The organism is Pseudomonas sp. DTU12.3, assembly GCF_004124275.1.
In the GTDB taxonomy this organism is placed as follows: domain Bacteria; phylum Pseudomonadota; class Gammaproteobacteria; order Pseudomonadales; family Pseudomonadaceae; genus Aquipseudomonas; species Aquipseudomonas helmanticensis.
This window is the reverse complement of sequence record NZ_CP027218.1, coordinates 905918-927186: the sequence shown is the minus strand read 5'-3', so window position 1 is coordinate 927186 and position 21269 is coordinate 905918. Positions and strand designations below refer to the sequence as shown.

The following is a 21269-nucleotide window of genomic DNA, read 5'->3' as shown; positions in this document are numbered from 1 at the left end:
CCAAACACCTCGGTCAGTCCCCTCTCCCTCCGGGAGAGGGTTAGGGTGAGGGGGCGGTTGAACAGGACACCACTCATGCCCACTGCCATACACCGCTTGCTTCTCGCCATCGCACTGTTGCTGCCGATGCTGGCCCACGCCGGCGATGCCGAAGACTTCGTCGCGGCCAATCCCGTGCAACAGGCCAAGCTCCTCGAAACCTGGGCTGCGCAGCCCGACCCGGCACGTATCGAATTGATCAACGCCCTGCAACAAGGCGAACTGACCATCGACGGCCAAGCGAAAACCCTGCGCCTGAACAATCGCCTGCGGGGTCTGATCGACACTGCCGTGGCCAGCCATCAATTGCTCGCCGCCGACGCCAAAATCCGTCTGACTGCCGCGCAGCAATTGCAGAAAAGCGCGAAACCCGCGCAGCTGAAATTCCTCGACCAGCAACTCGCTGGCGAAAAAGATCAAGGCGTCCACGCCGCCCTGAGCCTGGCGCTGGCCAATCTGCAACTGGTCGACACTGACCCCGCCGTGCGCCTCGCCGCGGTGAGATTGCTCGGTGAAACCGGCGATCCACTGGCCCGTACGCGCCTCGAAGGTTTGCTCGAACCCGGCGTCGAAGCCGATGCCAACGTGCGCACCGCTGCCGAAACCAGCCTCGCCCAGGTCAAACGCAAACTGCTGATCGGCGAGATCCTCGGCCAGGCCTTCAGCGGCATGTCGCTCGGTTCGATTCTGCTGTTGGCCGCGCTCGGTCTGGCGATCACGTTCGGCCTGCTCGGCGTGATCAACATGGCCCACGGCGAAATGCTGATGCTCGGTGCCTACTCGACGTATGTGGTGCAGTTGATGTTCCAGCGCTACGCACCACAGGCCATCGAGTTCTACCCGTTGATTGCGTTGCCGGTGGCGTTCTTCGTTACGGCGGCGATCGGCATGGCACTGGAGCGCACGGTGATTCGTCACCTCTACGGCCGCCCACTGGAAACCCTGCTCGCCACGTGGGGCATCAGCCTGATGCTGATTCAACTGGTGCGTTTGTTGTTCGGCGCGCAGAACGTTGAAGTGGCCAACCCGGCGTGGCTGTCCGGCGGCATTCAAGTGCTGCCGAATCTGGTGCTGCCGTACAACCGCATCGTCATCATCGCCTTCGCCTTGTTTGTGGTGGTGCTGACGTGGCTGCTGCTGAACAAAACCCGCCTCGGCCTCAACGTTCGCGCCGTCACCCAGAACCGCAACATGGCCGCCTGCTGCGGCGTGCCGACCGGGCGCGTCGACATGCTCGCCTTCGGCCTCGGCTCGGGCATCGCTGGCCTCGGCGGCGTGGCGCTGAGCCAGATCGGCAACGTCGGCCCGGACCTCGGCCAGAGCTACATCATCGACTCATTCCTGGTGGTGGTGCTCGGCGGCGTCGGACAACTGGCCGGTAGCGTGCTCGCAGCATTCGGCCTGGGCATCGCCAACAAGATTCTCGAACCGCAGATCGGTGCGGTGCTCGGCAAGATCCTGATCCTCGCGCTGATCATTCTGTTTATCCAGAAACGTCCGCAAGGCCTCTTCGCACTGAAAGGACGGGTGATCGACTGATGAACCAGCCTCTGTTAGTCACGGCCACACAAAAGGCCGGGCCGAAAGTCACCATCGCGATTGGCGCGGTGATCCTCGCCCTGTTGATCGCCTTGCCGCTGCTGTCGTTGTTGCCGGCGGAAAGTACGCTGTCGGTCTCGGCGTACACGCTGACACTGGTCGGCAAAATCCTCTGCTACGCCATCGTCGCCCTGGCACTGGATCTGGTCTGGGGTTATGCCGGTTTGCTGTCGCTGGGCCACGGTCTGTTCTTCGCGCTCGGCGGTTATGCGATGGGCATGTACCTGATGCGTCAGGCTGCCGGCGATGGCTTGCCGGCGTTCATGACCTTCCTGTCGTGGAACGAATTGCCGTGGTACTGGACCGGCACCAGCAGCTTCGTCTGGGCGATGTGTCTGGTGGTGTTGGCGCCGGGTTTGCTGGCGCTGGTATTCGGTTTCTTCGCCTTCCGCTCGCGGATCAAGGGCGTGTATTTCTCGATCATGACCCAGGCCCTGACCTTTGCCGGGATGTTGCTGTTCTTCCGCAACGAGACCGGTTTTGGCGGCAATAACGGCTTTACCAATTTCCGCACGATTCTCGGTTTCGGCATCACTGAACCGGGCACTCGTGCGGTGCTGTTTCTGGCCACGGTGTTGCTGCTGGTGGCGAGTCTGTTCATCGGCTGGCGCCTGGCGCAAAGCAAATTTGGTCGTGTGTTGACGGCGCTGCGCGATGCGGAAAACCGTTTGATGTTCTGCGGCTACGACCCGCGTGGTTTCAAGCTGTTCGTGTGGGTGTTGAGCGCGGTGTTGTGTGGTCTGGCCGGCGCGTTGTATGTGCCGCAAGTCGGGATCATCAACCCGAGCGAAATGTCGCCGACCAACTCGATTGAGGCGGCAGTCTGGGTTGCTCTTGGCGGTCGCGGCACACTGATCGGCCCGCTGCTCGGTGCCGGTGTGGTCAACGGCATGAAGAGCTGGTTTACCGTGGCCTTCCCGGAATACTGGCTGTTCTTCCTCGGCGCGCTGTTCATCGTCGTGACGCTGTATTTGCCCAAAGGCGTGATCGGTCTGCTGAAGAAACGAGGTGAACAATGAGAGTCACGGCAAGCGCTGAATTCATGCTGGAACCGGCCTTCTTTCCCGTGGAGCCGAACAAGGATGCCGGCACCAGCCGCGACTCGATCGGCCTTGGCCAACGCGTCGGCCCGGGCCTCGACACCCGCCACGGCACGATCCTCACGCTGGAAGACATCAGCGTCAGCTTCGACGGCTTTCGTGCGCTGAACAATCTCAACCTGTACATCGGCGTCGGTGAATTGCGCTGCATCATCGGCCCCAACGGCGCGGGCAAAACCACGCTGATGGACGTGATCACCGGCAAGACCCGCCCGAGTCACGGCAAGGCGTGGTTCGGCGAAACGCTGGACCTGACGCAGATGAGCGAAGTGCAGATCGCCCAGGCCGGCATCGGTCGCAAGTTCCAGAAGCCGACGGTGTTCGAAGCGCTGAGCGTGTTTGAAAACCTGGAGCTGGCGCAGAAGACTGACAAGTCGGTGTGGGCCAGTTTGCGTGCGCGCTTGAGTGGTGAGCAGAAGGACCGGATCAGCGAAGTGCTGGAGACGATCCGTTTGACCACTTCGGTCAATCGCCCGGCGGGGTTGTTGTCCCACGGGCAGAAGCAGTTTCTCGAAATCGGCATGTTGTTGATGCAGGACCCGCAATTGCTCCTGCTCGATGAGCCGGTGGCGGGAATGACCGATGCCGAAACCGAGTTCACTGCTGAACTGTTCAAGAGCCTGGCGGGCAAGCATTCGCTGATGGTGGTGGAGCATGACATGGGCTTTGTCGGCTCGATTGCCGACCACGTCACCGTGTTGCACCAGGGCAGCGTTTTGGCCGAAGGCTCACTGGAACAAGTGCAGGAAAACGAGCGCGTGATCGAGGTCTACCTCGGCCGCTGAAACTGCAAACACCTTTCCAATGTGGGAGCGGGCTTGCTCGCGAATGCGGTGTGTCATTCAAAGTTGATGGCGACTGATCCACCGTATTCGCGAGCAAGCCCGCTCCCACAGGTGGATTTGAGGAGATCTGGAAATGCTGCAAGTCGACAAGCTGCACCAGTACTACGGCGGTAGCCACATCCTGCGGGGGCTGTCTTTCGACGTTAAGGTCGGTGAGGTCACCTGCCTGCTCGGCCGTAACGGCGTCGGCAAGACCACCCTGCTCAAATGCCTGATGGGCTTGCTGCCGGCCAAGGAAGGCGCGGTGAATTGGGAGGGTAAACCGATCACCACGTTCAAGCCGCACCAGCGTGTTCACGCCGGGATCGCTTATGTGCCGCAGGGCCGCGAGATCTTCGGACGCCTGACGGTGGAAGAGAATCTGCTGATGGGTTTGTCGCGTTTCCCCGGCAGTGAAGCCAAAGAAGTACCAAGTTTCATCTACGAATTGTTCCCGGTGCTGCTACAAATGAAGCAGCGTCGCGGCGGTGACCTCTCCGGCGGTCAGCAGCAACAGCTGGCGATTGGTCGCGCATTGGCCAGTCGTCCGCGTTTACTGATCCTTGATGAGCCCACCGAAGGCATTCAACCCTCGGTGATCAAGGAGATCGGCGCGGTGATCAAGAAACTCGCGGCGCGCGGCGACATGGCGATTCTGCTGGTTGAGCAGTTCTACGATTTCGCGGCGGAACTGGCCGATCAATACCTGGTGATGTCCCGGGGCGAGATTGTGCAGCAGGGTCGCGGTGAAAATATGGAGGCCGAGGGTGTCCGCGGGCTGGTAACGATCTAGTACAACGAACTAATCTGTAGCTTCCTAACGATAATTACAAACCATGAATTCGACTGTTGCACCTGCCCTGTTTACCCCGAGCTGGCACGCCGAGCTGGAACTCGCCTACGCGCGTTTCGGCGATTGCACGCGCCCGGTCATGCGCCGGCACATCGGCCCGCTGCGCGTACAAAAACACCTGTACGCCGAAGGCCCCGAAGTCTGCCAACACATCATCGTTCACCCGCCGGGCGGAATTGCCGGCGGCGATCGGCTGGACATCAGCGCCCGCGTCGAACCTGGCGCCTGGGCGCAGATCACCAGCCCAGGCGCGGCCAAGTGGTATCGCGCCGGTGGCCCGGCCTACCAGAAACTCGATTTGCAGGTGGCGGCCGGGGCGACCCTGGAATGGCTGCCACAGGAAACCATCGTCTACAGCGCCGCCCAGGCCGAACTCACGACTTCGATCGATCTGCAGGGTGATGCGCGGCTGTTCTACTGGGATGTGGTGGCGCTGGGTCGCCCGGCGAGTGGCGAGCGTTTCGACCGTGGGCACTTTCAGGCGCACCTGGATATTCGTCGCGACGGCCGTTTGCTCTGGCATGAACGCCAGCGCATTGTCGGCGGTGATGGCTTGCTCGATTCGCCGATCGGGCTGGATGGCCATCCGGTGTTTGCGACGTTGTTGGTGACCGGTGAAATTGACGCTGAGTTGCTCGAACGTTGCCGGTCGCTCGGCCACGAAGTGCGCGGGGATTTGACCCAGTTGCCCGGCCTGTTGATCGCCCGTTGTCTGGCCAGCGAAGCATTGCTCGCCCGCGCGTGGCTCATCGATTTATGGCGCCTGCTGCGCCCGGTGCTGCTGGACCGCGAAGCCCAGCCCCCCCGAATCTGGAACACCTGAAATGCATTCCCCTGTAGGAGCTGTCGAGTGAAACGAGGCTGCGATCTTTTGATTTTGTTTTTTCAAGATCAAGATCAAAAGATCGCAGCCTTCGGCAGCTCCTACAGGGTGTACGACATAATTTTAACTGCCGATATTGGATTCCCACAATGGACCTGACCCCACGCGAAAAAGACAAGCTGCTGATCTTCACCGCCGGCCTCGTCGCCGAGCGGCGTTTGGCGCGCGGCGTGAAACTCAATTATCCGGAAGCCATGGCCTACATCTCTGCCGCGCTGCTCGAAGGCGCGCGTGACGGCCGGACTGTCGCCGAGCTGATGCACTTCGGCACCACCCTGCTCAGCCGCGAACAAGTGATGGAAGGCATCCCGGAAATGATTCCCGAGATACAGGTCGAAGCGACGTTCCCCGACGGCACCAAACTGGTCACCGTCCACCAACCGATCGTCTGAGGCCGCGCCATGACTTACTCCATTCGCGATGCCATCCACGCCGACCTGCCGGCGATCCGCGACATCTACAACGACGCTGTGCTCAACACCACGGCGATCTGGAATGAACAGGCTGTCGACCTCGGCAACCGCCAGGCTTGGTTCAGCGCGCGTCAGGCCCAGGCCTACCCGATTCTGGTGATCGTCGACGCCGACAACACAGTGCTCGGCTACGCTTCGTTCGGTGACTGGCGACCGTTCGATGGCTTCCGCCATACCGTCGAGCACTCGGTGTACGTGCGCAGCGATCAGCGTGGTAACGGACTCGGCCCGCAACTGATGACGGCGCTGATCGAACGGGCCAGAACTTGCGACAAACACGTGATGGTCGCCGCCATTGAAAGCGGCAACGCCGCCTCGATTCGTCTGCACGAGCGCGCCGGTTTCAGCATCACCGGGCAGATGCCGCAGGTCGGCACCAAGTTCGGCCGCTGGCTCGACCTGACCTTCATGCAACTGACCCTCAATCCTGGCGCGGAGCCGCCTGACGCCAACAAGGAGTGACACCGATGAACGCCGCCCAACTGCGCCGCGTCAACGCTGAAAGTTTTGCCCACTATCGTCAGGGCCTGATTGATCTGCTGCTCGATGCCGTGGGCTACGGCGCCAGCGTCGGCTTCATGGCCGATCTCGATGCGGCTCAGGCGCGCGCGTATTTCGATGAGGTGCAGGACAGCGTCAACAAGGGCAGCGTATTGCTCTGGGTGGTAGTCAAGGACGAACAGGTGCAGGCCAGTGTGCAATTGGGTCTGTGCCAGAAGCGCAACGGTCTCAACCGCGCCGAGGTGCAGAAACTGCTGGTGCGCGAAAACGCGCGGCGGCGTGGTCTTGGCCAGCAATTGATGAGTGCGCTGGAACTCGAAGCGCCCAAGCACAAGCGCGGCATGCTCTACCTCGACACCGAGGCCGGCTCGCCCGCCGAAGATTTCTACAAGGCGTTGGGGTACACCCGCGCGGGTCAGATTCCCGATTACGCCTGCGACCCGACCGGCACGTATCGCCCGACCGCCCTCTATTTCAAGATTCTGCAAGGAGCCCAGTGATGATTCCTGGCGAATACCAGATCCAGCCCGGCGACATCGAACTCAACGTCGGTCGCCGCACCGTCAGCCTGAAAGTCGCCAACAGCGGCGACCGGCCGATCCAGGTCGGCTCGCACTATCACTTTTTCGAAACCAACGACGCGCTGACCTTCGACCGCGCCGCGAGCCGTGGCATGCGCCTGAATATTCCCGCTGGCACTGCCGTGCGTTTTGAGCCGGGGCAGAGTCGCGAAGTCGAGCTGGTCGATTACGCCGGGCATCGTCGGGTGTTCGGGTTTGCCGGACGGATCATGGGCGACCTCTGACATCTGCATGCACCGCCGCCCCTCACCCCAGCCCTCTCCCGAGGGAGAGGGAGCCGAATGGGGGCTTTTCCGATCCTGAGTTCGACTCGATATTTCAGGTCGATGTCTGTCGGAAGAAACCCGCGATCAGTCCCCTCTCCCTCTGGGAGAGGGCTAGGGTGAGGGTTGATGGCTCACCACTATTTTCCTGAAGGACGCTGCATGAAAATCTCCAGACAAGCCTACGCCGACATGTTCGGCCCCACCGTCGGCGACAAGGTGCGCCTGGCCGACACAGAACTGTGGATCGAAGTCGAAAAAGACTTCACCACCTACGGCGAAGAAGTGAAATTCGGCGGCGGCAAAGTCATCCGCGACGGCCAGGGCCAAAGCCAGCTGCTGGCCGCCGAGGTCGTCGACACGCTGATCACCAACGCGCTGATCATCGACCACTGGGGCATCGTCAAAGCCGACGTCGGCCTCAAGGACGGGCGCATCTTCGCGATCGGCAAGGCCGGCAACCCCGACGTGCAGCCCAACGTCGACATCGCCATCGGCGCGAGTACCGAAGTGATTGCCGGTGAAGGCATGATCCTCACCGCTGGCGGCATCGACACGCACATCCACTTCATCTGCCCGCAGCAGATCGAAGAGGCTCTGATGAGTGGCGTCACCACCATGATCGGCGGCGGCACAGGCCCGGCCACGGGCACCAACGCCACAACGTGCACTTCGGGCCCGTGGCATCTGGCGCGCATGCTCCAGGCTGCCGATGCCTTCCCGATGAACATCGGCCTCACCGGCAAGGGCAATGCCAGCCTGCCGGAGCCGCTGATCGAGCAGGTCAAGGCCGGCGCCATCGGCCTCAAGCTGCACGAAGACTGGGGCACCACCCCGGCGAGCATCGACAACTGCCTGAGCGTCGCCGATCAGTTCGACGTGCAGGTGGCGATCCACACCGACACCCTCAACGAATCCGGTTTCGTCGAAACCACCCTCGGCGCGTTCAAGGGCCGCACCATCCATACCTATCACACCGAAGGTGCCGGTGGCGGCCACGCGCCGGACATCATCAAGGCCTGCGGTTTCCCCAATGTGCTGCCGAGTTCGACCAACCCGACCCGGCCGTTCACCCGCAACACCATCGACGAACACCTCGACATGCTGATGGTCTGCCACCACCTCGACCCGAGCATCGCCGAAGACGTCGCCTTCGCCGAAAGCCGCATCCGTCGCGAAACGATTGCCGCCGAAGACATCCTCCACGACCTCGGCGCGTTCTCGATGATCAGCTCCGACAGCCAGGCCATGGGCCGCGTCGGCGAAGTCATCACGCGCACCTGGCAGACCGCCGACAAGATGAAAAAACAGCGCGGCCCGCTGCCGCAGGACGGCGCAGGCAACGACAACTTCCGCGCCAAACGCTACATCGCCAAATACACGATCAATCCGGCGATCACCCATGGCATCAGCCATGAAGTCGGTTCGATCGAGGTTGGCAAATGGGCGGATCTGGTGCTCTGGCGTCCGGCGTTCTTCGGCGTCAAACCGACGCTGATTCTCAAGGGTGGCGCGATTGCCGCGAGCCTGATGGGCGACGCCAATGCCTCGATCCCGACACCGCAACCGGTGCATTACCGTCCGATGTTCGCCAGCTATGGTGGGTCGCTGCACGCCACCAGCCTGACCTTTATCAGTCAGGCGGCGCAGGAAGCCGGGCTGCCTGAAGCATTGGGGCTGAAAAAGAAAATCGCCGTGGTGAAGGGGTGCCGTGACGTGCAGAAAACCGATCTGATCCACAACGATTATCTGCCGAACATTGATGTTGATCCGCAGACGTATCAGGTCAGGGCTGATGGCGTGTTGTTGTGGTGTGAACCGGCAGAAACACTGCCGATGGCGCAGCGGTACTTCCTGTTCTGACCAAAAAAAAAGGCCCTTCGGGGCCTTTTTTGTTTTGAGTCAGAGCTACCGCGTTATCGTTCTTCGCGAGCAAGCCCGCTCCCACATTTGATCGCATTTCAATTGAAGGAATGCGGTCAAAATGTGGGAGCGGGCTTGCTCGCGAAGAGGCCCGAACAGACAGCCGAAAAAGATCAGACTATCTACTCGGCCACCAACCGCCCCAAGCGCTGGCGCAACATGCGGTTTTCGGTGCGCAACTCACGCACCTCTTCCAGCAAATCCAGTGCCAGCGCAACACCTTCCCACTCCAGCTCCAGGTCATGCCGCAATTTCGCCGCACGCTTGGCCAGGGCCAGTTCGTAATCGGTGAAGAGCCATTCCCGGGGCTGCGCGCCCTGAGGTTCGAGGATGCCGTGTTCGACGATTTCGATCACGTAAACGTCCGACAAATCGGCCGCCTCACAGAATTCTGCCAGGTCCAGTTGAACGATCAGGGGGCTGCTCATGATGGGCTACTCCGTCGTCGAATTTAGAAGTTCTCTCGCGGATTGAAGGCGGCTTTCTTCGCCAGTTCCTGCCACAGCGCCTTGACCTCGTCGTCGGCCGCTTTTGGCATTACCGCTTTGAGCTGCACGAACAGGTAACCGCGTTCGCCAGCCTTGTTCTGCAAACCGTGGCCCTTGGCGCGCATGCGCTGGCCATTCTGGCTGCCGGCCGGAACCTTGAGGTTGATCTTGCCGGTGAGGGTCGGCACGGCCACTTCAGTGCCCAGCGCCAACTCCCACGGCGCCAGTGGCAGCGTAATGATCAGGTTTTCGCCTTCGACATCGAATTTCGGGTGCGGCGCAAAACGAATGGTCAGGTACAGATCGCCATTCGCCCCGCCACCGACGCCCGGTGCACCCTGGCCTTTGAGGCGGATACGCTCGCCGTCGGTGACGCCCGCCGGGATCTTCACGTTCAGGCTCTTGCTGGTGTTGCTGACGTGCTGGCCGTTGGCGTTGTATTGCGGCACCTGAAAGGTGACTTTCTTTGACTCGTTCGACAGCGTCTCCTCGAGGAAGATCGGCAGTTCCATTTCCACGTCTTGCCCTCGGCGCCCTGCACTGCGTTGTTGCCGACCTTCGCCACCACCGAAACCGGGGCCGCGATTGCCGAAGATCGAACTGAAGAAGTCCGAGAAGTCACCGGTGTCCTGACCGCCGCCGCCAAAGCCGCCACGGCTCTGCCAGCCCGGAGGCCCCTGGAACGGCTGACCGTGCTGGCCATAGCGGCGCAGCTCGTCGTATTCCGCACGTTTGTCGGCGCTTTTCAGCGCTTCATAGGCTTCCGAGGCGTCCTTGAACTTCTCCTCGGCGTCTTTTTCCTTGCTGACATCGGGGTGGTATTTACGCGCCAGCTTGCGATAGGCAGCCTTGATTGCCTTGTCGTCTGCTGTCGGCTCCACGCCGAGTATCTTGTAATAGTCTTTGAAGTCCATCGAAGGAATCACCGTCCGTTATCGATTTCGCGCCGATGCCAGCATGCGCCGATTCGCGCGTGCCGGGTTGACCGATCTCAAGGTTGTGACCGGGTGGCGCAGCAGAAGTTTATCGGCAGTGGACGACGGTTCTTGTGACCGCCGGTGGTTCTGCCGGCCCATGCCAGCAAGTTTGGGGCGAAGCTGCGATTTTCAACCAGTTTAGTCGTGAAATAGCAGATGACCGGCCTTCGATTCTGGCGCGCACTGACATACACTGCGCGGCCGTTTTTTTGACCGGAACCGAAAGACATGAAAGACGCCTCTCCAGCCCGTGCCTGCGGCATCGACTTCGGCACGTCCAACTCCACCGTCGGCTGGCTGCGCCCCGGCATGGAAACGATGATCGCGCTGGAAGACGACAAGATCACCCTGCCGTCGGTGGTCTTCTTCAACATCGAGGAGCGCCGCCCGGTTTACGGTCGTCTGGCGCTGCACGAGTACCTGGAAGGCTATGAAGGCCGCCTGATGCGCTCGCTGAAAAGCCTGCTCGGTTCCAAGCTGATCAAGCACGACACCAGCGTGCTCGGCACGGCGATGCCGTTCAAGGACTTGCTCGGCCTGTTCATCGGCCAGCTGAAAAGCCGCGCCGAAACTGCCGCCGGTCGGGAATTCGAGCAAGTGGTGCTCGGGCGCCCGGTGTTCTTCGTCGATGATGATCCGCTGGCGGACCAGGAAGCTGAAGACACTTTGGTCGACGTGGCCAAGAAGATCGGCTTCAAAGAAGTGTCGTTCCAGTACGAACCGATTGCGGCGGCCTTCGACTACGAGTCGACCATCGAGAAAGAAGAGCTGGTGCTGATCGTCGACATCGGCGGTGGTACGTCCGACTTCTCGCTGGTGCGCCTGTCGCCCGAGCGTCGTGGTTATGACAACCGTCACGATGACATCCTCGCCACCGGCGGTGTGCACATCGGCGGGACCGACTTCGACAAACAGCTGAGCCTGCAAGGCATGATGCCGCTGTTCGGCTACGGCAGCCGCATGAAGAGCGGCGCCTACATGCCGACCAGCCACCACATGAACCTGGCGACCTGGCACACCATCAACTCGGTGTACTCGCAGAAGTCCAGTCTGGCGCTGGGCAGCATGCGTTACGACATCGAAGACACCGGCGGCATCGATCGCCTGTTCAAGTTGATCGAGCAGCGCGCCGGCCACTGGCTGGCAATGGAAGTCGAAGAAACCAAGATCCAGCTGACCCACACCGACAGCCGCCATGTGCCGCTGGACCGGATCGAAGCCGGGCTGAGTGTGGAACTGAGCCGCGCGCTGTTTGAATCAGCGATCGATGCGCTGCTGCAACGCGTGCGCGGCAGTGTCACGCAGCTGTTGAACGATGCCGGCGTGGCAGTCGATCAGGTTGATACGGTGTTCTTCACCGGCGGTTCGAGCGGGATTCCGGCGCTGCGCAACAGCGTCTCGGCGATGTTGCCGAATGCGCGGCATGTCGAAGGGAATATCTTTGGCAGCATTGGTAGCGGCTTGGCGATTGAGGCTATGAAGCGTTACGGTTCGATGGACTGATCCAGAATCGCCGGCGCGCCCTTCGCGAGCAAGCCCGCTCCCACATTTTGACCGCATTCCTTCAGTTGAAATGCAGTCACATGTGGGAGCGGGCTTGCTCGCGAAGGCGTCAGTTCAGGCAACACAGTTCTGCCGGATCAAACCATCCCGCCCAGCTTCAACTCACTCTTCAAATACGCGTAATAAATCGGCCCCGCCACCACTCCCGGCAAGCCGAACGCGGCTTCGAACACCAGCATCGCCAGCAGCAACTCCCACGACTTGGCACTGATCTGCCCGCCGACAATGCGCGCATTCAGGAAGTATTCGAGCTTGTGGATAACGATCAGATAACCCAACGCCGCCACGGCCACCCAGATCGACAGCGACAGGCCGACGATGGTGATCAGCGTGTTCGAGATCAGGTTGCCGATCACCGGCAACAGGCCCAGCAGGAAGGTCAGCACGATCAGGGTTTTGGTCAGCGGCAGCTTGACCCCGAACATCGGCAGGATCACCGCGAGAAAGATGCCGGTGAAGAAGGTGTTGAGCAACGCAATCTTGATCTGCGCGAAAACGATATTGCGAAACGCCTGCACCAGCAGGTGCAAACGGTCGAACAGCGCGGCGGCCAGCGGCTTGCGCTTGGTCACGTCCGGCACGCGCTGCAAGGCGATGATCGCGCCGAGCACCATGCCGATCAGCAATGTCACGAACATGTGCGCCGCGTCCTTGCCGACCAGTTGCAGATCAGAGAGATGCTTGCTCAGCCATTCGCCGATCGCGACGCGGAATTCACCGGCGCTGGCCGGCAGATAGGCGTCGATGAACGGCGGCAGTTGCCCGCGCGCACGATCGACCACGCCCATGAATTTATCGAGGGAAGCCCCGGGGTTTTCGGCTTCGTGCAGGAGGAAGCTGATGGCCCCGGCAAAGATCAGCGCCAGCACACTTACTACCAGCGTGCCGAGCAGTGCCACCGCCAGCCAGCGGGCGCGGCGGCCTTCGATCAGCCGTTGCAGTTGCGGGGTGAGCATGTTGACCAGCTCGAACACCAACAGGCCGGCCAGCAGGCTCGGCAACAAACGCAGCGGCAGCACCAGCAGCAAACCGCCGAAAATGATGATGCAACTGACCCAGAACACTACATGACGCTCAGAAAACGTTGGCATACAGCCTCAAAACGAACGGCGTAAAAGGATTGGCAGTCTGCCAGCGTTCCGGCGCCGAAGCGAGCATAGGCCCGGGTGCCTCGTCGCGCCGAAAAGATCGCAGCCTGCGGCAGCTCCTACATGAGACCGCGATCCTGTAGGAGCTGCCGCAGGCTGCGATCTTTTGATCTTATTTTTTCTTCAGGCAATCACTCATGAAGGTCTTGCGCGCATCGCCCGTCAGCGCTTTGGTTTTCGCATCGGCATTGCAGGTTTTCATTTTTTCCTGCTGCGGCGTCAGGGTCTTGGCATCGTTGGCCGCTGGCGCTGCCTTGAGGCAAGTGCTCATGAAGGTTTTGCGCTCATCGCCTTTGAGGCTCTTGGCGGTCGCATCGGCATTGCAGGTGGTCATCTTGTTCTGTTGCGCCGTGGCGGCGAAACCCTGGGAACACAGGAGCAAACCAATCATCAACAAAGGCACACGCAACATCTTCATGGAGTTTTCTCCTTGTCGCCGCACCGATGGATGCGGCCTCTGCTGGAGTGTAGCCAAATCTTGTTACACCTTCCTGCCCTCCAGATGGCTACGCCGATATTGCTCCGGCGTGCAGCCCGCCTGCCGGGCGAACATGGCAATAAACGCCGAGCCGCTGCTGTAGCCGAGGTCGAAGGCGATTTCCTGGACGCTGCGCACAGTCTCCAGCGCTTCGATCGCGGCCAGATACCGCAGACGCTGACGCCACTCGCCAAAACTCATCCCCAACTCGCGCACGAATTGCCGCGCCAAGGTGCGTTCACTGACATGCACTTGCAGCGCCCAATGCGCCAGCGGCTGATTGTTGCCCGGCTCGGCCTGCAGGGTTTCGAGGATCGCCAGCAATCCCGGACTGCTCGCGTAGGGCAGATAGCACTCATGCACTGGCGCCTGTTGCAGTTGATCGACCAGCACTTGCGCCAGACGCTGATCGGCATCGAGTTGCGGGATCTTCACATCGCGGGCGGCGAAGTCCTTGAGAATCGCCTTGAGAATGTCGCTGATCGCCAGAGTGCAGGCGCGCTTCGGCAACTCGATACAAACCTTGGGGTCGAGACACACCGCGCGATAGTTGACCGGCTGATGGCTATAAAAGCTGTGCTCGACCTGCGGCGGCACCCACACCGCGTATTGCGGCGGCGACATGAAGCGGCTGCCGTCGACGTCCATGTGCAATACGCCATGGGCCGCATACTCCAGCGTGCCCCACGGATGACGGTGCGGCGCGGCAAATTCGTGGGCGTTGAAATCGGCGTACCGGAAGTACACCGTCGACGGCAGTTCGCTGAAATCCAGCAGATCGATGTGTTTACTGTTCATGCTGTCCGGTTTCAAAGGCAGGTTGTCCGGTTGGAAGTATAGGCTTGCATCCAGACAAGGGATAATTGCGCTTCATCAACGTACTGGTTTCAACTCATGCAATACGCTTTTCCGCTGCTGGCGATTTTTATCTGGGCCGGCAATACCGTGATCAACAAACTCGCGGTCGGCGCCATTTTCCCGGCCGAGATCGGTTTTTACCGCTGGCTGCTGGCCGGGTTGTTGTTCACGCCTTTCATGCTCAAAGCAGTGATTGCGCACTGGCCGCAGATTCGCCCGAACCTGGGCAAGATTTATGTCCTTGGCGTGCTCGGCATGGCGGTGTATCAGAGCCTCGCCTACTTCGCCGCGACCCTGACCACCGCGACCAACATGGGCATCATTCTGTCGTTGATGCCATTGATGTCGCTGACCATGGCGATCATCAGCCTCGGCCAGCGCTTGACTGCCGGTGCATTGGTCGGTGCGGTGCTGTCGTTTGCCGGCGTATTGGTCGTGGTGTCGTCCGGCAGCCTTGGCGCGCTGTTGCAGCACGGGTTGAATATGGGTGACGCAATGATGTTGATCGCGACCCTGGCCTATGCGATCTACAGCACGCTGCTGAAGAAATGGCAGCTGCGCCTGCCGCCGCTGGTGTTGCTGTATTTGCAGGTGCTGGTGGCGATTGTCGTGTTGTTTCCGTTGTATGCGGCTTCACCGAAAACCGGTCTGACCCTGCAGAACATTCCACTGGTGCTGTATGCGTGCCTGCTGGCGTCGATGCTTGCGCCATTGGCGTGGATGCAGGCGGTGCAACGTCTGGGGCCGAGCCGGACGACGTTGTTCTTCAACTTGCTGCCGTTGATTACCGCGCTGATTGCGGCGGTGGTGTTGAAGGAACAGCTGGCGATGTATCACCTGGTCGGCGGGTTGTTGACGTTGGGCGGGGTGATTCTTTCCGAGCGCTGGACCACCGTGCTGGGCCGTCGAATCAGCGTTGCCTGATGGAAAAGATCGCAGCCTGCGGCAGCTCCTACATGAGTTCGGGGCGTTCACAAAATTTGTGTTCGACACCGAACCTGTAGGAGCTGCCGAAGGCTGCGATCTTTTGATCCTAAAGACCCGCAGCCTCAAGCCGAGCCGCATGCTCGACAAACAATCGCACCGGATCCGCGCCCTTGCCCACCAGTCCCAACGACTGATTAACAATGTCGAAATGATCCAGCGGATAGTCATCACCAATGACCGTGCCCAGATGCGAGCTATACCGCCCGACCATGCCGTCGCACTGCCCCGGCTCACGCACAAAAGTTTTCGCAAACAAGCGACAACTGCGATTGGTCCCGTCAAACAGATTTCCGCCACGATCGGTCTTGCCCGGCTGCAACGTCCCCGACCACGAGTAATAGCGCACGCCGTTAACCTCTTCCGGGCCATGTCCGCCCCAGGTTTCAGGCAAGCCCTGTGGATAACGCTGGTTGAACAGCGCCACGCCTTCGCTGGTCAGCGATTGATGCGAAGCGTGGATATCCACCGGCAGTTTCGGCCCGCGATAGCCGGTTTCCAGTAACGCCATCAACCACCCGACAAAGCGCAGCAATGCTTCCAGCAGGCGCCCCTTGGCGCTGTCCGCCGGGTAATGCCGGGCCAGATAATCAGCCAGCTCCGAACCATGATTGGGTCCGGCTACCGACGTCACCGAGGCGACCAGATCCGGCCGTTTCGCCGCCGCATAGCGCGCCGTCAGCGAGCCCTGACTGTGACCGAACAGGTTGACCTTGTGCGCGCCGGTCTCACGCAAAATCTCATCGATCTGCGCCAGCAACTGCTCGCCACGCACTTCTGTGGAGTTGAGCGGCGATACCTGCACGGCAATCACCGTCGCACCACCCCGGCGCAACGCCTTGATGATTCCGTACCAGTACGGATAGAGCACCAGCCGAATAAAGCCGAGCATGCCCGGCACCAACACCAGTGGATAACGCGTCGACATGGGCAAACATCCTTGTGGTCGGTGAGTGGATGCAAGGCGTGCAAGACGCTCGCCAAGCATCCTCCGTGATGATGACAACTCCGCGACCAGCCTACTTCATGCCCATGGCGAAGGTCACTTCAAACCCGGCGGCGATCAGCAGGAACAGCCAGGCCATTTAGAACTCCCGGGCGAGGTCGAGCAAACGCTGCTCGGCTTCGGCCACCGACACCGCGAAGGTGCGTTCGGCGGATTCTTCACCCTCAGCCGCGACTACCCTGACGTCGTTGATACCGACGAAACCCAGCGCCGTGCGCAGCCATGGATCGGCGTGGTTCAACGCTTCCAGTTCACCACCGGGGCCAAAGCCGAAGCCGCCGCGACTGGTGACGATCAAGGCCTTTTTGCCCTGCAACAGCGGCGTGTATTGGGCGACGCCGTTGTCCAGTGTGTGATCGAACGTCAGGCCCAGCCGCACAATCTGATCGACCCAGGCCTTGAGGCCGCTGGGCACGCTGAAGTTGTACATCGGCGTGGAAATCAGTAGCAGATCATGATCAAGCAACTCGCCGACCAGTTGATCGCTGAGCGCCAGATCGGCCTGCATCAACAGTGGCCGCGTCTCGGGTTCGGGGTAAAACGCCGCCGCGACAAAGGCCTCGTTGACCGCTGGAATCAACGCTCGGCCGACTTCGCGGCGAGTGATATGAGCCTGCGGATGACGCGACTGCCAAGCGCTGAGAAAACTTTCTGCCAAACGTCGCGAGTGAGAGCGCTCACCGCGAGGACTGGCATGAATCGCAAGAATCTTACTCATCTGTAAAGCCTCCGGACTAGAATCAAACTGTTGGTTGTCTACAGCCTGAGGCTCGCGACTAGGCTGGCTCAAATGAGTAAAAATCAGTCTGGATGAATTTTTTTCATCCATGGAGTTGCCAATGTTTGCTTCATTGCCGTTAACCGCCCTGCGCGCCTTTGAATCCGCTTCGCGCCTGTTGAGCTTCAAGGCTGCCGCCGAAGAGCTGGCGGTGACGCCCACGGCAATCTCCCATCAGATCCGTGCGCTGGAAGACTGGCTCGGGGTTGCGCTGTTCGAACGTCTGCCGCGTCAGGTACGCCTGACCGAGGGCGGCGAGCGGCTGTTTCGCAGCCTGCACGGCGCGTTACTGGAAGTCGCGCAAAGCGTCGATACCCTGCGCCCGCAGCGCAATGTCGGCACGCTGACGCTATCGACCACCGCCGCGTTTGCCGCGCTGTGGCTGGTGCCGCGTCTGGGGCGGTTTTATGCCCGGCATCCGAACATCAACGTGCGTCTCGACACCCATTGCGAAGTCATCGATCTGCACCAGGACGCCAGCGTCGATCTGGTGTTGCGCTACAGCCTCGACGATTACCCCAACCTTTATGGCCTGTGCCTGTTCGATGAGTCGTTCGGCGTTTACGGCTCGCCGGAGCAAGTGGCGCTGGCATCGCGCCGTACGCCGACGTTGATCAGCGTGCATTGGCATAACTCCAAGCTCTACGCCCACGGCTGGCAGGCGTGGTGTGCGAAGTCCGGCGAAAACTGGCTGCAGCAGCAACCGGCGATCCGCGAATACGATGAGGAGCATTACGCCCTGCAAGCGGCGATAGCCGGGCAAGGGTTGGTGCTGGCGAGCAATATTCTGGTCTCGGAAAGTGTCGCCAGCGGTTTGCTGGTGCCGTACATGGCCGAGGTGGTGGTCGATGGCGCGGGTTACAGCGCCTTGTGCGTGCCGGGGCGGGAGCGGCATCCGCCGGTGCGGGCGTTTTTTGCCTGGTTGCGCGAGGAGGCAGAGTTGTCCGGGCTGGCGCCAGGAGCGCGGCCTTCGGCAGCTGCTGCGAGGGTTGTGTAAAACCGATAAAACTTTTTGCAGCGCGCATGACTCACAACTTGGGTAGCGACCGCGTCCGCAGAACGTGGCGCCCATCGGATTAGCCTCCAGGAGACTGAAATGAGCAACGACCTGCACCTGTCAGATGTCCAAACCCTGCGCGACCGTGCGCGCCAACACGTCGAGAACGGCGCCGTCACCGAGAGCTACAGCGCCGACCGCGATGAGGTGCTGCGTTTGCTCAATGAATCGCTGGCCACCGAACTGGTCTGCGTATTGCGCTACAAACGCCACTATTTCATGGCCACCGGCGTCAAAGCCCATGTCGCCGCCGAGGAGTTTCTCGAGCACGCGACTCAGGAAGCCCAGCACGCCGACCGTCTGGCCGAGCGCATTGTGCAACTGGGCGGCGAACCCGAGTTCAATCCCGACATGTTGTCAAAAATGTCCCACGCGCAATACGTGGCTGGTAAAGATCTCAAGGAGATGGTCTACGAAGACCTTGTCGCCGAGCGGATCGCCATCGACAGCTACCGCGAGATCATCCAGTACATCGGCGAGAAAGACCCGACCACCCGGCGGATCTTCGAAGATATCCTCGCGCAAGAAGAAGAGCATGCCGACGACATGGCTGACATTCTGAAAGACTTGTAACCCTTAAAAACAAAAGATCGCAGCCTGCGGCAGCTCCTACATTGATCCCTGTAGGAGCTGCCGCAGGCTGCGATCTTTTGATTTATTCTTTTACCTGGTTGGCTTAACGGTGACAGGCGCCTTGCCCGCTTTCATCTGCTCCAGCAACGGCGCGCACTGATTCGGCTCACCACCACTCGGCGCCACCAGCGCCAACAGCCCCGCCGCCGGCGCAGCAATCACGCCCAGCGCAACCATTCCCGCCCCACGCAACATCAGCGGCACAGCCTTCACACCGGCATCCGGCTTGATGAACTTGCCGCGCACATACAGCGGCGAGCGCAGGGAGATCAAACGCCAGCCCTTGGATTCCGGCGTTACCGTCAGGTCGAGTTGCTCGGTGGCCATGTTCGCCGTGCCATCGATATAGATGATCGCGTTCTCGGTATCGAAGACGAACAGCTGTGTGGTCGCCAGGCCGGTCTTGATGTCGAAGTCGGCCGCCGCACAATTGATCTTCACTTCCTTGTCGCCAAAGATCTTGCCGACCACATAGTTGCCGACGTTGAGCCCGGCCAGTTCCATCAGCTCGCGACTGATCGCACCGTCATTGATCAGCATCTTCAGCTTGCCGTTGGCGCCGCCCAGCAGCTTGGCGACCGAGTTGCCGCGCCCGCTGATGTCGGCGTCGCCATTGAGCTCGCCGAAACTGGTTTTCATCGGTTCAAAAGTCGGGAACAACTCTTTGAGCTTGAAGCCACGGGCGGTCAGTTTCGCCCGGCCTTCGAGCGGCTCGGTGCGGCCGTTGAGGCGGATCTGCGCATCAAGGTTGCCGCCGGCCACGCCGAAGCGCAGTGGTTCGAGACTGAGCTCGCCATCGTTGAGTTTGAGGTGGGTATAAAGGTCGGTGAACGGCAGCTTCTCGCTATGCACGATACGTTTGCCGGTGAACTCGACGTCGGCATCCATCGCCCGCCAGCGGTCGGTCTTGAACTCCTCCACCGGCAGGACTTTGTCGGCCGGTTGTTTGCTCTCGCCGCCGCGAGCCTTTTGCTTATCGTTGGAGTCGGCACCGATCAACGGCGCGAGGTCAGCAAACAGCAGTTGATTGGAGAGCAGCGCGCCGCTGAGCTTGGGTCGCGGCTGACTGGCAACGTAGGTCAGATCGCCATGGATGTCGCTGCCGCCGATCTTGCCGTTGAACTGTTCATAGGTGAATTTCGCGCCGCCAGCATCATGCAGCTTGGCGATCAGATGGCCGTCGGTGGAGTACGGCGGGGTGTCCGGCAGGGTCACGCCGGTCAGCGGATAAAGATTGCCAAGGCTTGCACCCGCCAGCTTCAGGCGCAGGTCGAGGGCGCCGAGGTTGAGCGGATCGGTCAACGTGCCGGTGAGTTCGATGCTGGTGTCGCCGATCTTGGCCTGCGCCTGCAACGGGAACGGCTTACTGGCGTCCTGCAACGCGAGCAGGCCGCCGATCTTGCCTTGGCCGCTGAGGTTCTGCGCGTGATATTGGCCTTTGACCTTCAGCGCAAAGGCATAGTCCTGCGGTGCGGCGCCCTTGTCCTGTGCGGTTTTCGCCGCTTTGTCGCCGACGATGTCGCTGTACGGGATTGGCTTGCCCAGCGGATCGATCAATACATCGAGATTGGTCTTCAGTGTCTGATCGTCGAGCGTCACATGGCCCTTGTCGAAACCGATGGCGCCGATGTCGACCACCCAGTTCGACGGCTCGGCATTCGGATCCTTGGGATCGAACTTGAACGTCCAGTTGGCGCGGCCATCGGCCAGCCGCTGCAGCTCGGCATTGGGTTCGGTCAGGTCAATACGCGGGATCACCACGCGCTGTGCCAGTAGCGCCAGTGGCGAGATGCGCAGTTCAACGCGCTTGAGCGTGACCATCTGCGGCTTTTTGGACCAGTCCGGGTTGCCCAGGCTCAAGTCCTCGGCCACCACATGCGGCCACGGTACCCAGGCACGCCAGCCACCTTCGTCCGGCTCGCGTTGCCAGATCACCGCGAGGTTGCCATTGATGGCGAACGGTCGGTGCAGTTCTTCCGAGACTTTGGCGTTGATCGGCGGTTTGATCCGGTTCCAGTCGAAGAACACGATGATCAAGACCAGCACGGCGAGTAGCAGCACGAGGATGGCGAAGGTCCAGCTGAATATTTTTCCAGTGCGCGTCATGCACAAAGCTCCTGATCACGTGCGCCCGGACATCGCGGCGCACGGCTGAAACGGCGGGCCAATGCGGCCCCTCTGAATTCTGTGACTGGCAAAAGGCCCGCAGGTTTAATCAAAAGGCTGATCAAAGCGCAAAAAAACCGGCTGAACCTGACTG

The 21269-nt window shown here is 60.7% G+C and carries 22 protein-coding genes and 1 pseudogene; 14 read left to right on the top strand and 9 right to left on the bottom strand.

Going from position 1 to position 21269, the window contains the following annotated elements; translation table 11 throughout:
- The first annotated feature begins 75 nt into the window (after positions 1–75).
- The 10 genes from urtB (at position 76) to ureC (ending at position 8979) form a co-directional block, all read left to right on the top strand.
- Positions 76–1578 carry an urea ABC transporter permease subunit UrtB gene (urtB, locus tag C2E19_RS04160; protein WP_129388449.1) on the top strand — a complete coding sequence of 501 codons (1503 nt, stop codon included), beginning with the start codon at positions 76–78 and terminating at the stop codon, positions 1576–1578.
- Positions 1578–2657, top strand: a complete 1080-nt coding sequence (urtC, locus tag C2E19_RS04155) for an urea ABC transporter permease subunit UrtC (RefSeq protein ID WP_129388446.1) — start codon at positions 1578–1580, stop codon at positions 2655–2657. Before urtB ends, urtC begins: the two co-directional genes overlap by 1 nt.
- Positions 2654–3523: an urea ABC transporter ATP-binding protein UrtD gene (gene urtD, locus C2E19_RS04150; RefSeq protein WP_008078129.1), complete on the top strand. Its 870-nt coding sequence runs from the start codon at positions 2654–2656 to the stop codon at positions 3521–3523. The genes urtC and urtD overlap by 4 nt, the downstream gene beginning before the upstream one ends.
- Positions 3524–3656: 133 nt before the next feature.
- Positions 3657–4355: an urea ABC transporter ATP-binding subunit UrtE gene (urtE, locus tag C2E19_RS04140; protein ID WP_053116875.1), complete on the top strand. Its 699-nt coding sequence runs from the start codon at positions 3657–3659 to the stop codon at positions 4353–4355.
- A 43-nt stretch (positions 4356–4398) separates the two neighbouring features.
- The gene (locus tag C2E19_RS04135; protein WP_129388438.1) at positions 4399–5238 is read left to right on the top strand and encodes an urease accessory protein UreD; all 840 of its coding nucleotides are present in this window, start codon (positions 4399–4401) and stop codon (positions 5236–5238) included.
- Positions 5239–5387: 149 nt separating this feature from the next.
- On the top strand, positions 5388–5690 hold the full coding sequence (gene ureA / locus C2E19_RS04130; protein ID WP_008085431.1) for an urease subunit gamma: 303 nt from the start codon (positions 5388–5390) through the stop codon (positions 5688–5690).
- Positions 5691–5699: 9 nt separating this feature from the next.
- Positions 5700–6233 (top strand): GNAT family N-acetyltransferase, encoded by a 534-nt coding sequence (locus tag C2E19_RS04125; protein ID WP_129388435.1) that lies wholly within the window; start codon positions 5700–5702, stop codon positions 6231–6233.
- 5 nt (positions 6234–6238) lie between these two features.
- Positions 6239–6772: a GNAT family N-acetyltransferase gene (locus C2E19_RS04120; RefSeq protein WP_129388432.1), complete on the top strand. Its 534-nt coding sequence runs from the start codon at positions 6239–6241 to the stop codon at positions 6770–6772.
- A complete protein-coding gene (locus C2E19_RS04115) occupies positions 6772–7077 on the top strand; it encodes an urease subunit beta (protein WP_016984791.1) in 306 nt (101 codons plus the stop codon). Before C2E19_RS04120 ends, C2E19_RS04115 begins: the two co-directional genes overlap by 1 nt.
- Positions 7078–7278: 201 nt before the next feature.
- On the top strand, positions 7279–8979 hold the full coding sequence (gene ureC / locus C2E19_RS04110; protein WP_129388429.1) for an urease subunit alpha: 1701 nt from the start codon (positions 7279–7281) through the stop codon (positions 8977–8979).
- Between the two features lie 182 nt (positions 8980–9161).
- On the opposite strand, the gene C2E19_RS04105 is transcribed toward ureC, so the two are convergent.
- Entirely contained in the window at positions 9162–9467 is a 306-nt protein-coding gene (locus tag C2E19_RS04105) for a chaperone modulator CbpM (RefSeq protein WP_129388427.1), read from the bottom strand.
- Between the two features lie 23 nt (positions 9468–9490).
- The gene (locus C2E19_RS04100) at positions 9491–10441 is read right to left on the bottom strand and encodes a DnaJ C-terminal domain-containing protein (protein ID WP_129388424.1); all 951 of its coding nucleotides are present in this window, start codon (positions 10439–10441) and stop codon (positions 9491–9493) included.
- A gap of 291 nt (positions 10442–10732) precedes the next feature.
- Here C2E19_RS04100 and C2E19_RS04095 point away from each other — a divergent pair, with 291 nt between their 5' ends.
- Positions 10733–12007 (top strand): Hsp70 family protein, encoded by a 1275-nt coding sequence (locus C2E19_RS04095; RefSeq protein ID WP_129388421.1) that lies wholly within the window; start codon positions 10733–10735, stop codon positions 12005–12007.
- A gap of 137 nt (positions 12008–12144) precedes the next feature.
- On the opposite strand, the gene C2E19_RS04090 is transcribed toward C2E19_RS04095, so the two are convergent.
- The 3 genes from C2E19_RS04090 to C2E19_RS04080 all read right to left on the bottom strand — a co-directional run bounded on the left by C2E19_RS04090 (position 12145) and on the right by C2E19_RS04080 (position 14491).
- Positions 12145–13158, bottom strand: a complete 1014-nt coding sequence (locus C2E19_RS04090) for an AI-2E family transporter (RefSeq protein ID WP_129388418.1) — start codon at positions 13156–13158, stop codon at positions 12145–12147.
- Positions 13159–13327: 169 nt separating this feature from the next.
- Entirely contained in the window at positions 13328–13633 is a 306-nt protein-coding gene (locus C2E19_RS04085; RefSeq protein ID WP_025111807.1) for a PsiF family protein, read from the bottom strand.
- A gap of 63 nt (positions 13634–13696) precedes the next feature.
- Positions 13697–14491 (bottom strand): helix-turn-helix transcriptional regulator, encoded by a 795-nt coding sequence (locus C2E19_RS04080; protein ID WP_129388415.1) that lies wholly within the window; start codon positions 14489–14491, stop codon positions 13697–13699.
- A 96-nt stretch (positions 14492–14587) separates the two neighbouring features.
- Here C2E19_RS04080 and C2E19_RS04075 point away from each other — a divergent pair, with 96 nt between their 5' ends.
- Positions 14588–15475, top strand: a complete 888-nt coding sequence (locus tag C2E19_RS04075; protein ID WP_129388411.1) for a DMT family transporter — start codon at positions 14588–14590, stop codon at positions 15473–15475.
- A 109-nt stretch (positions 15476–15584) separates the two neighbouring features.
- Here the strand turns inward: C2E19_RS04075 and C2E19_RS04070 are convergent, their stop codons facing one another.
- The 3 genes and pseudogenes from C2E19_RS04070 to C2E19_RS04060 all read right to left on the bottom strand — a co-directional run bounded on the left by C2E19_RS04070 (position 15585) and on the right by C2E19_RS04060 (position 17259).
- Entirely contained in the window at positions 15585–16463 is an 879-nt protein-coding gene (locus C2E19_RS04070) for a triacylglycerol lipase (protein WP_129388408.1), read from the bottom strand.
- A gap of 94 nt (positions 16464–16557) precedes the next feature.
- A pseudogene (locus C2E19_RS04065) lies at positions 16558–16620 on the bottom strand (QacE family quaternary ammonium compound efflux SMR transporter); the annotation flags it as partial.
- Positions 16621–17259: an FMN-dependent NADH-azoreductase gene (locus C2E19_RS04060; RefSeq protein WP_129388404.1), complete on the bottom strand. Its 639-nt coding sequence runs from the start codon at positions 17257–17259 to the stop codon at positions 16621–16623.
- A 109-nt stretch (positions 17260–17368) separates the two neighbouring features.
- Between C2E19_RS04060 and C2E19_RS04055 the strand changes: the two genes are divergently transcribed.
- Both C2E19_RS04055 and C2E19_RS04050 read left to right on the top strand, forming a co-directional pair.
- Positions 17369–18316: a LysR substrate-binding domain-containing protein gene (locus tag C2E19_RS04055; RefSeq protein ID WP_164979402.1), complete on the top strand. Its 948-nt coding sequence runs from the start codon at positions 17369–17371 to the stop codon at positions 18314–18316.
- A gap of 99 nt (positions 18317–18415) precedes the next feature.
- A complete protein-coding gene (locus C2E19_RS04050; protein WP_129388398.1) occupies positions 18416–18949 on the top strand; it encodes a bacterioferritin in 534 nt (177 codons plus the stop codon).
- 90 nt (positions 18950–19039) lie between these two features.
- Here C2E19_RS04050 and C2E19_RS04045 read toward each other — a convergent pair whose 3' ends face one another.
- On the bottom strand, positions 19040–21115 hold the full coding sequence (locus C2E19_RS04045; RefSeq protein ID WP_129388395.1) for an AsmA family protein: 2076 nt from the start codon (positions 21113–21115) through the stop codon (positions 19040–19042).
- Between the last annotated feature and the right edge of the window lie 154 nt (positions 21116–21269).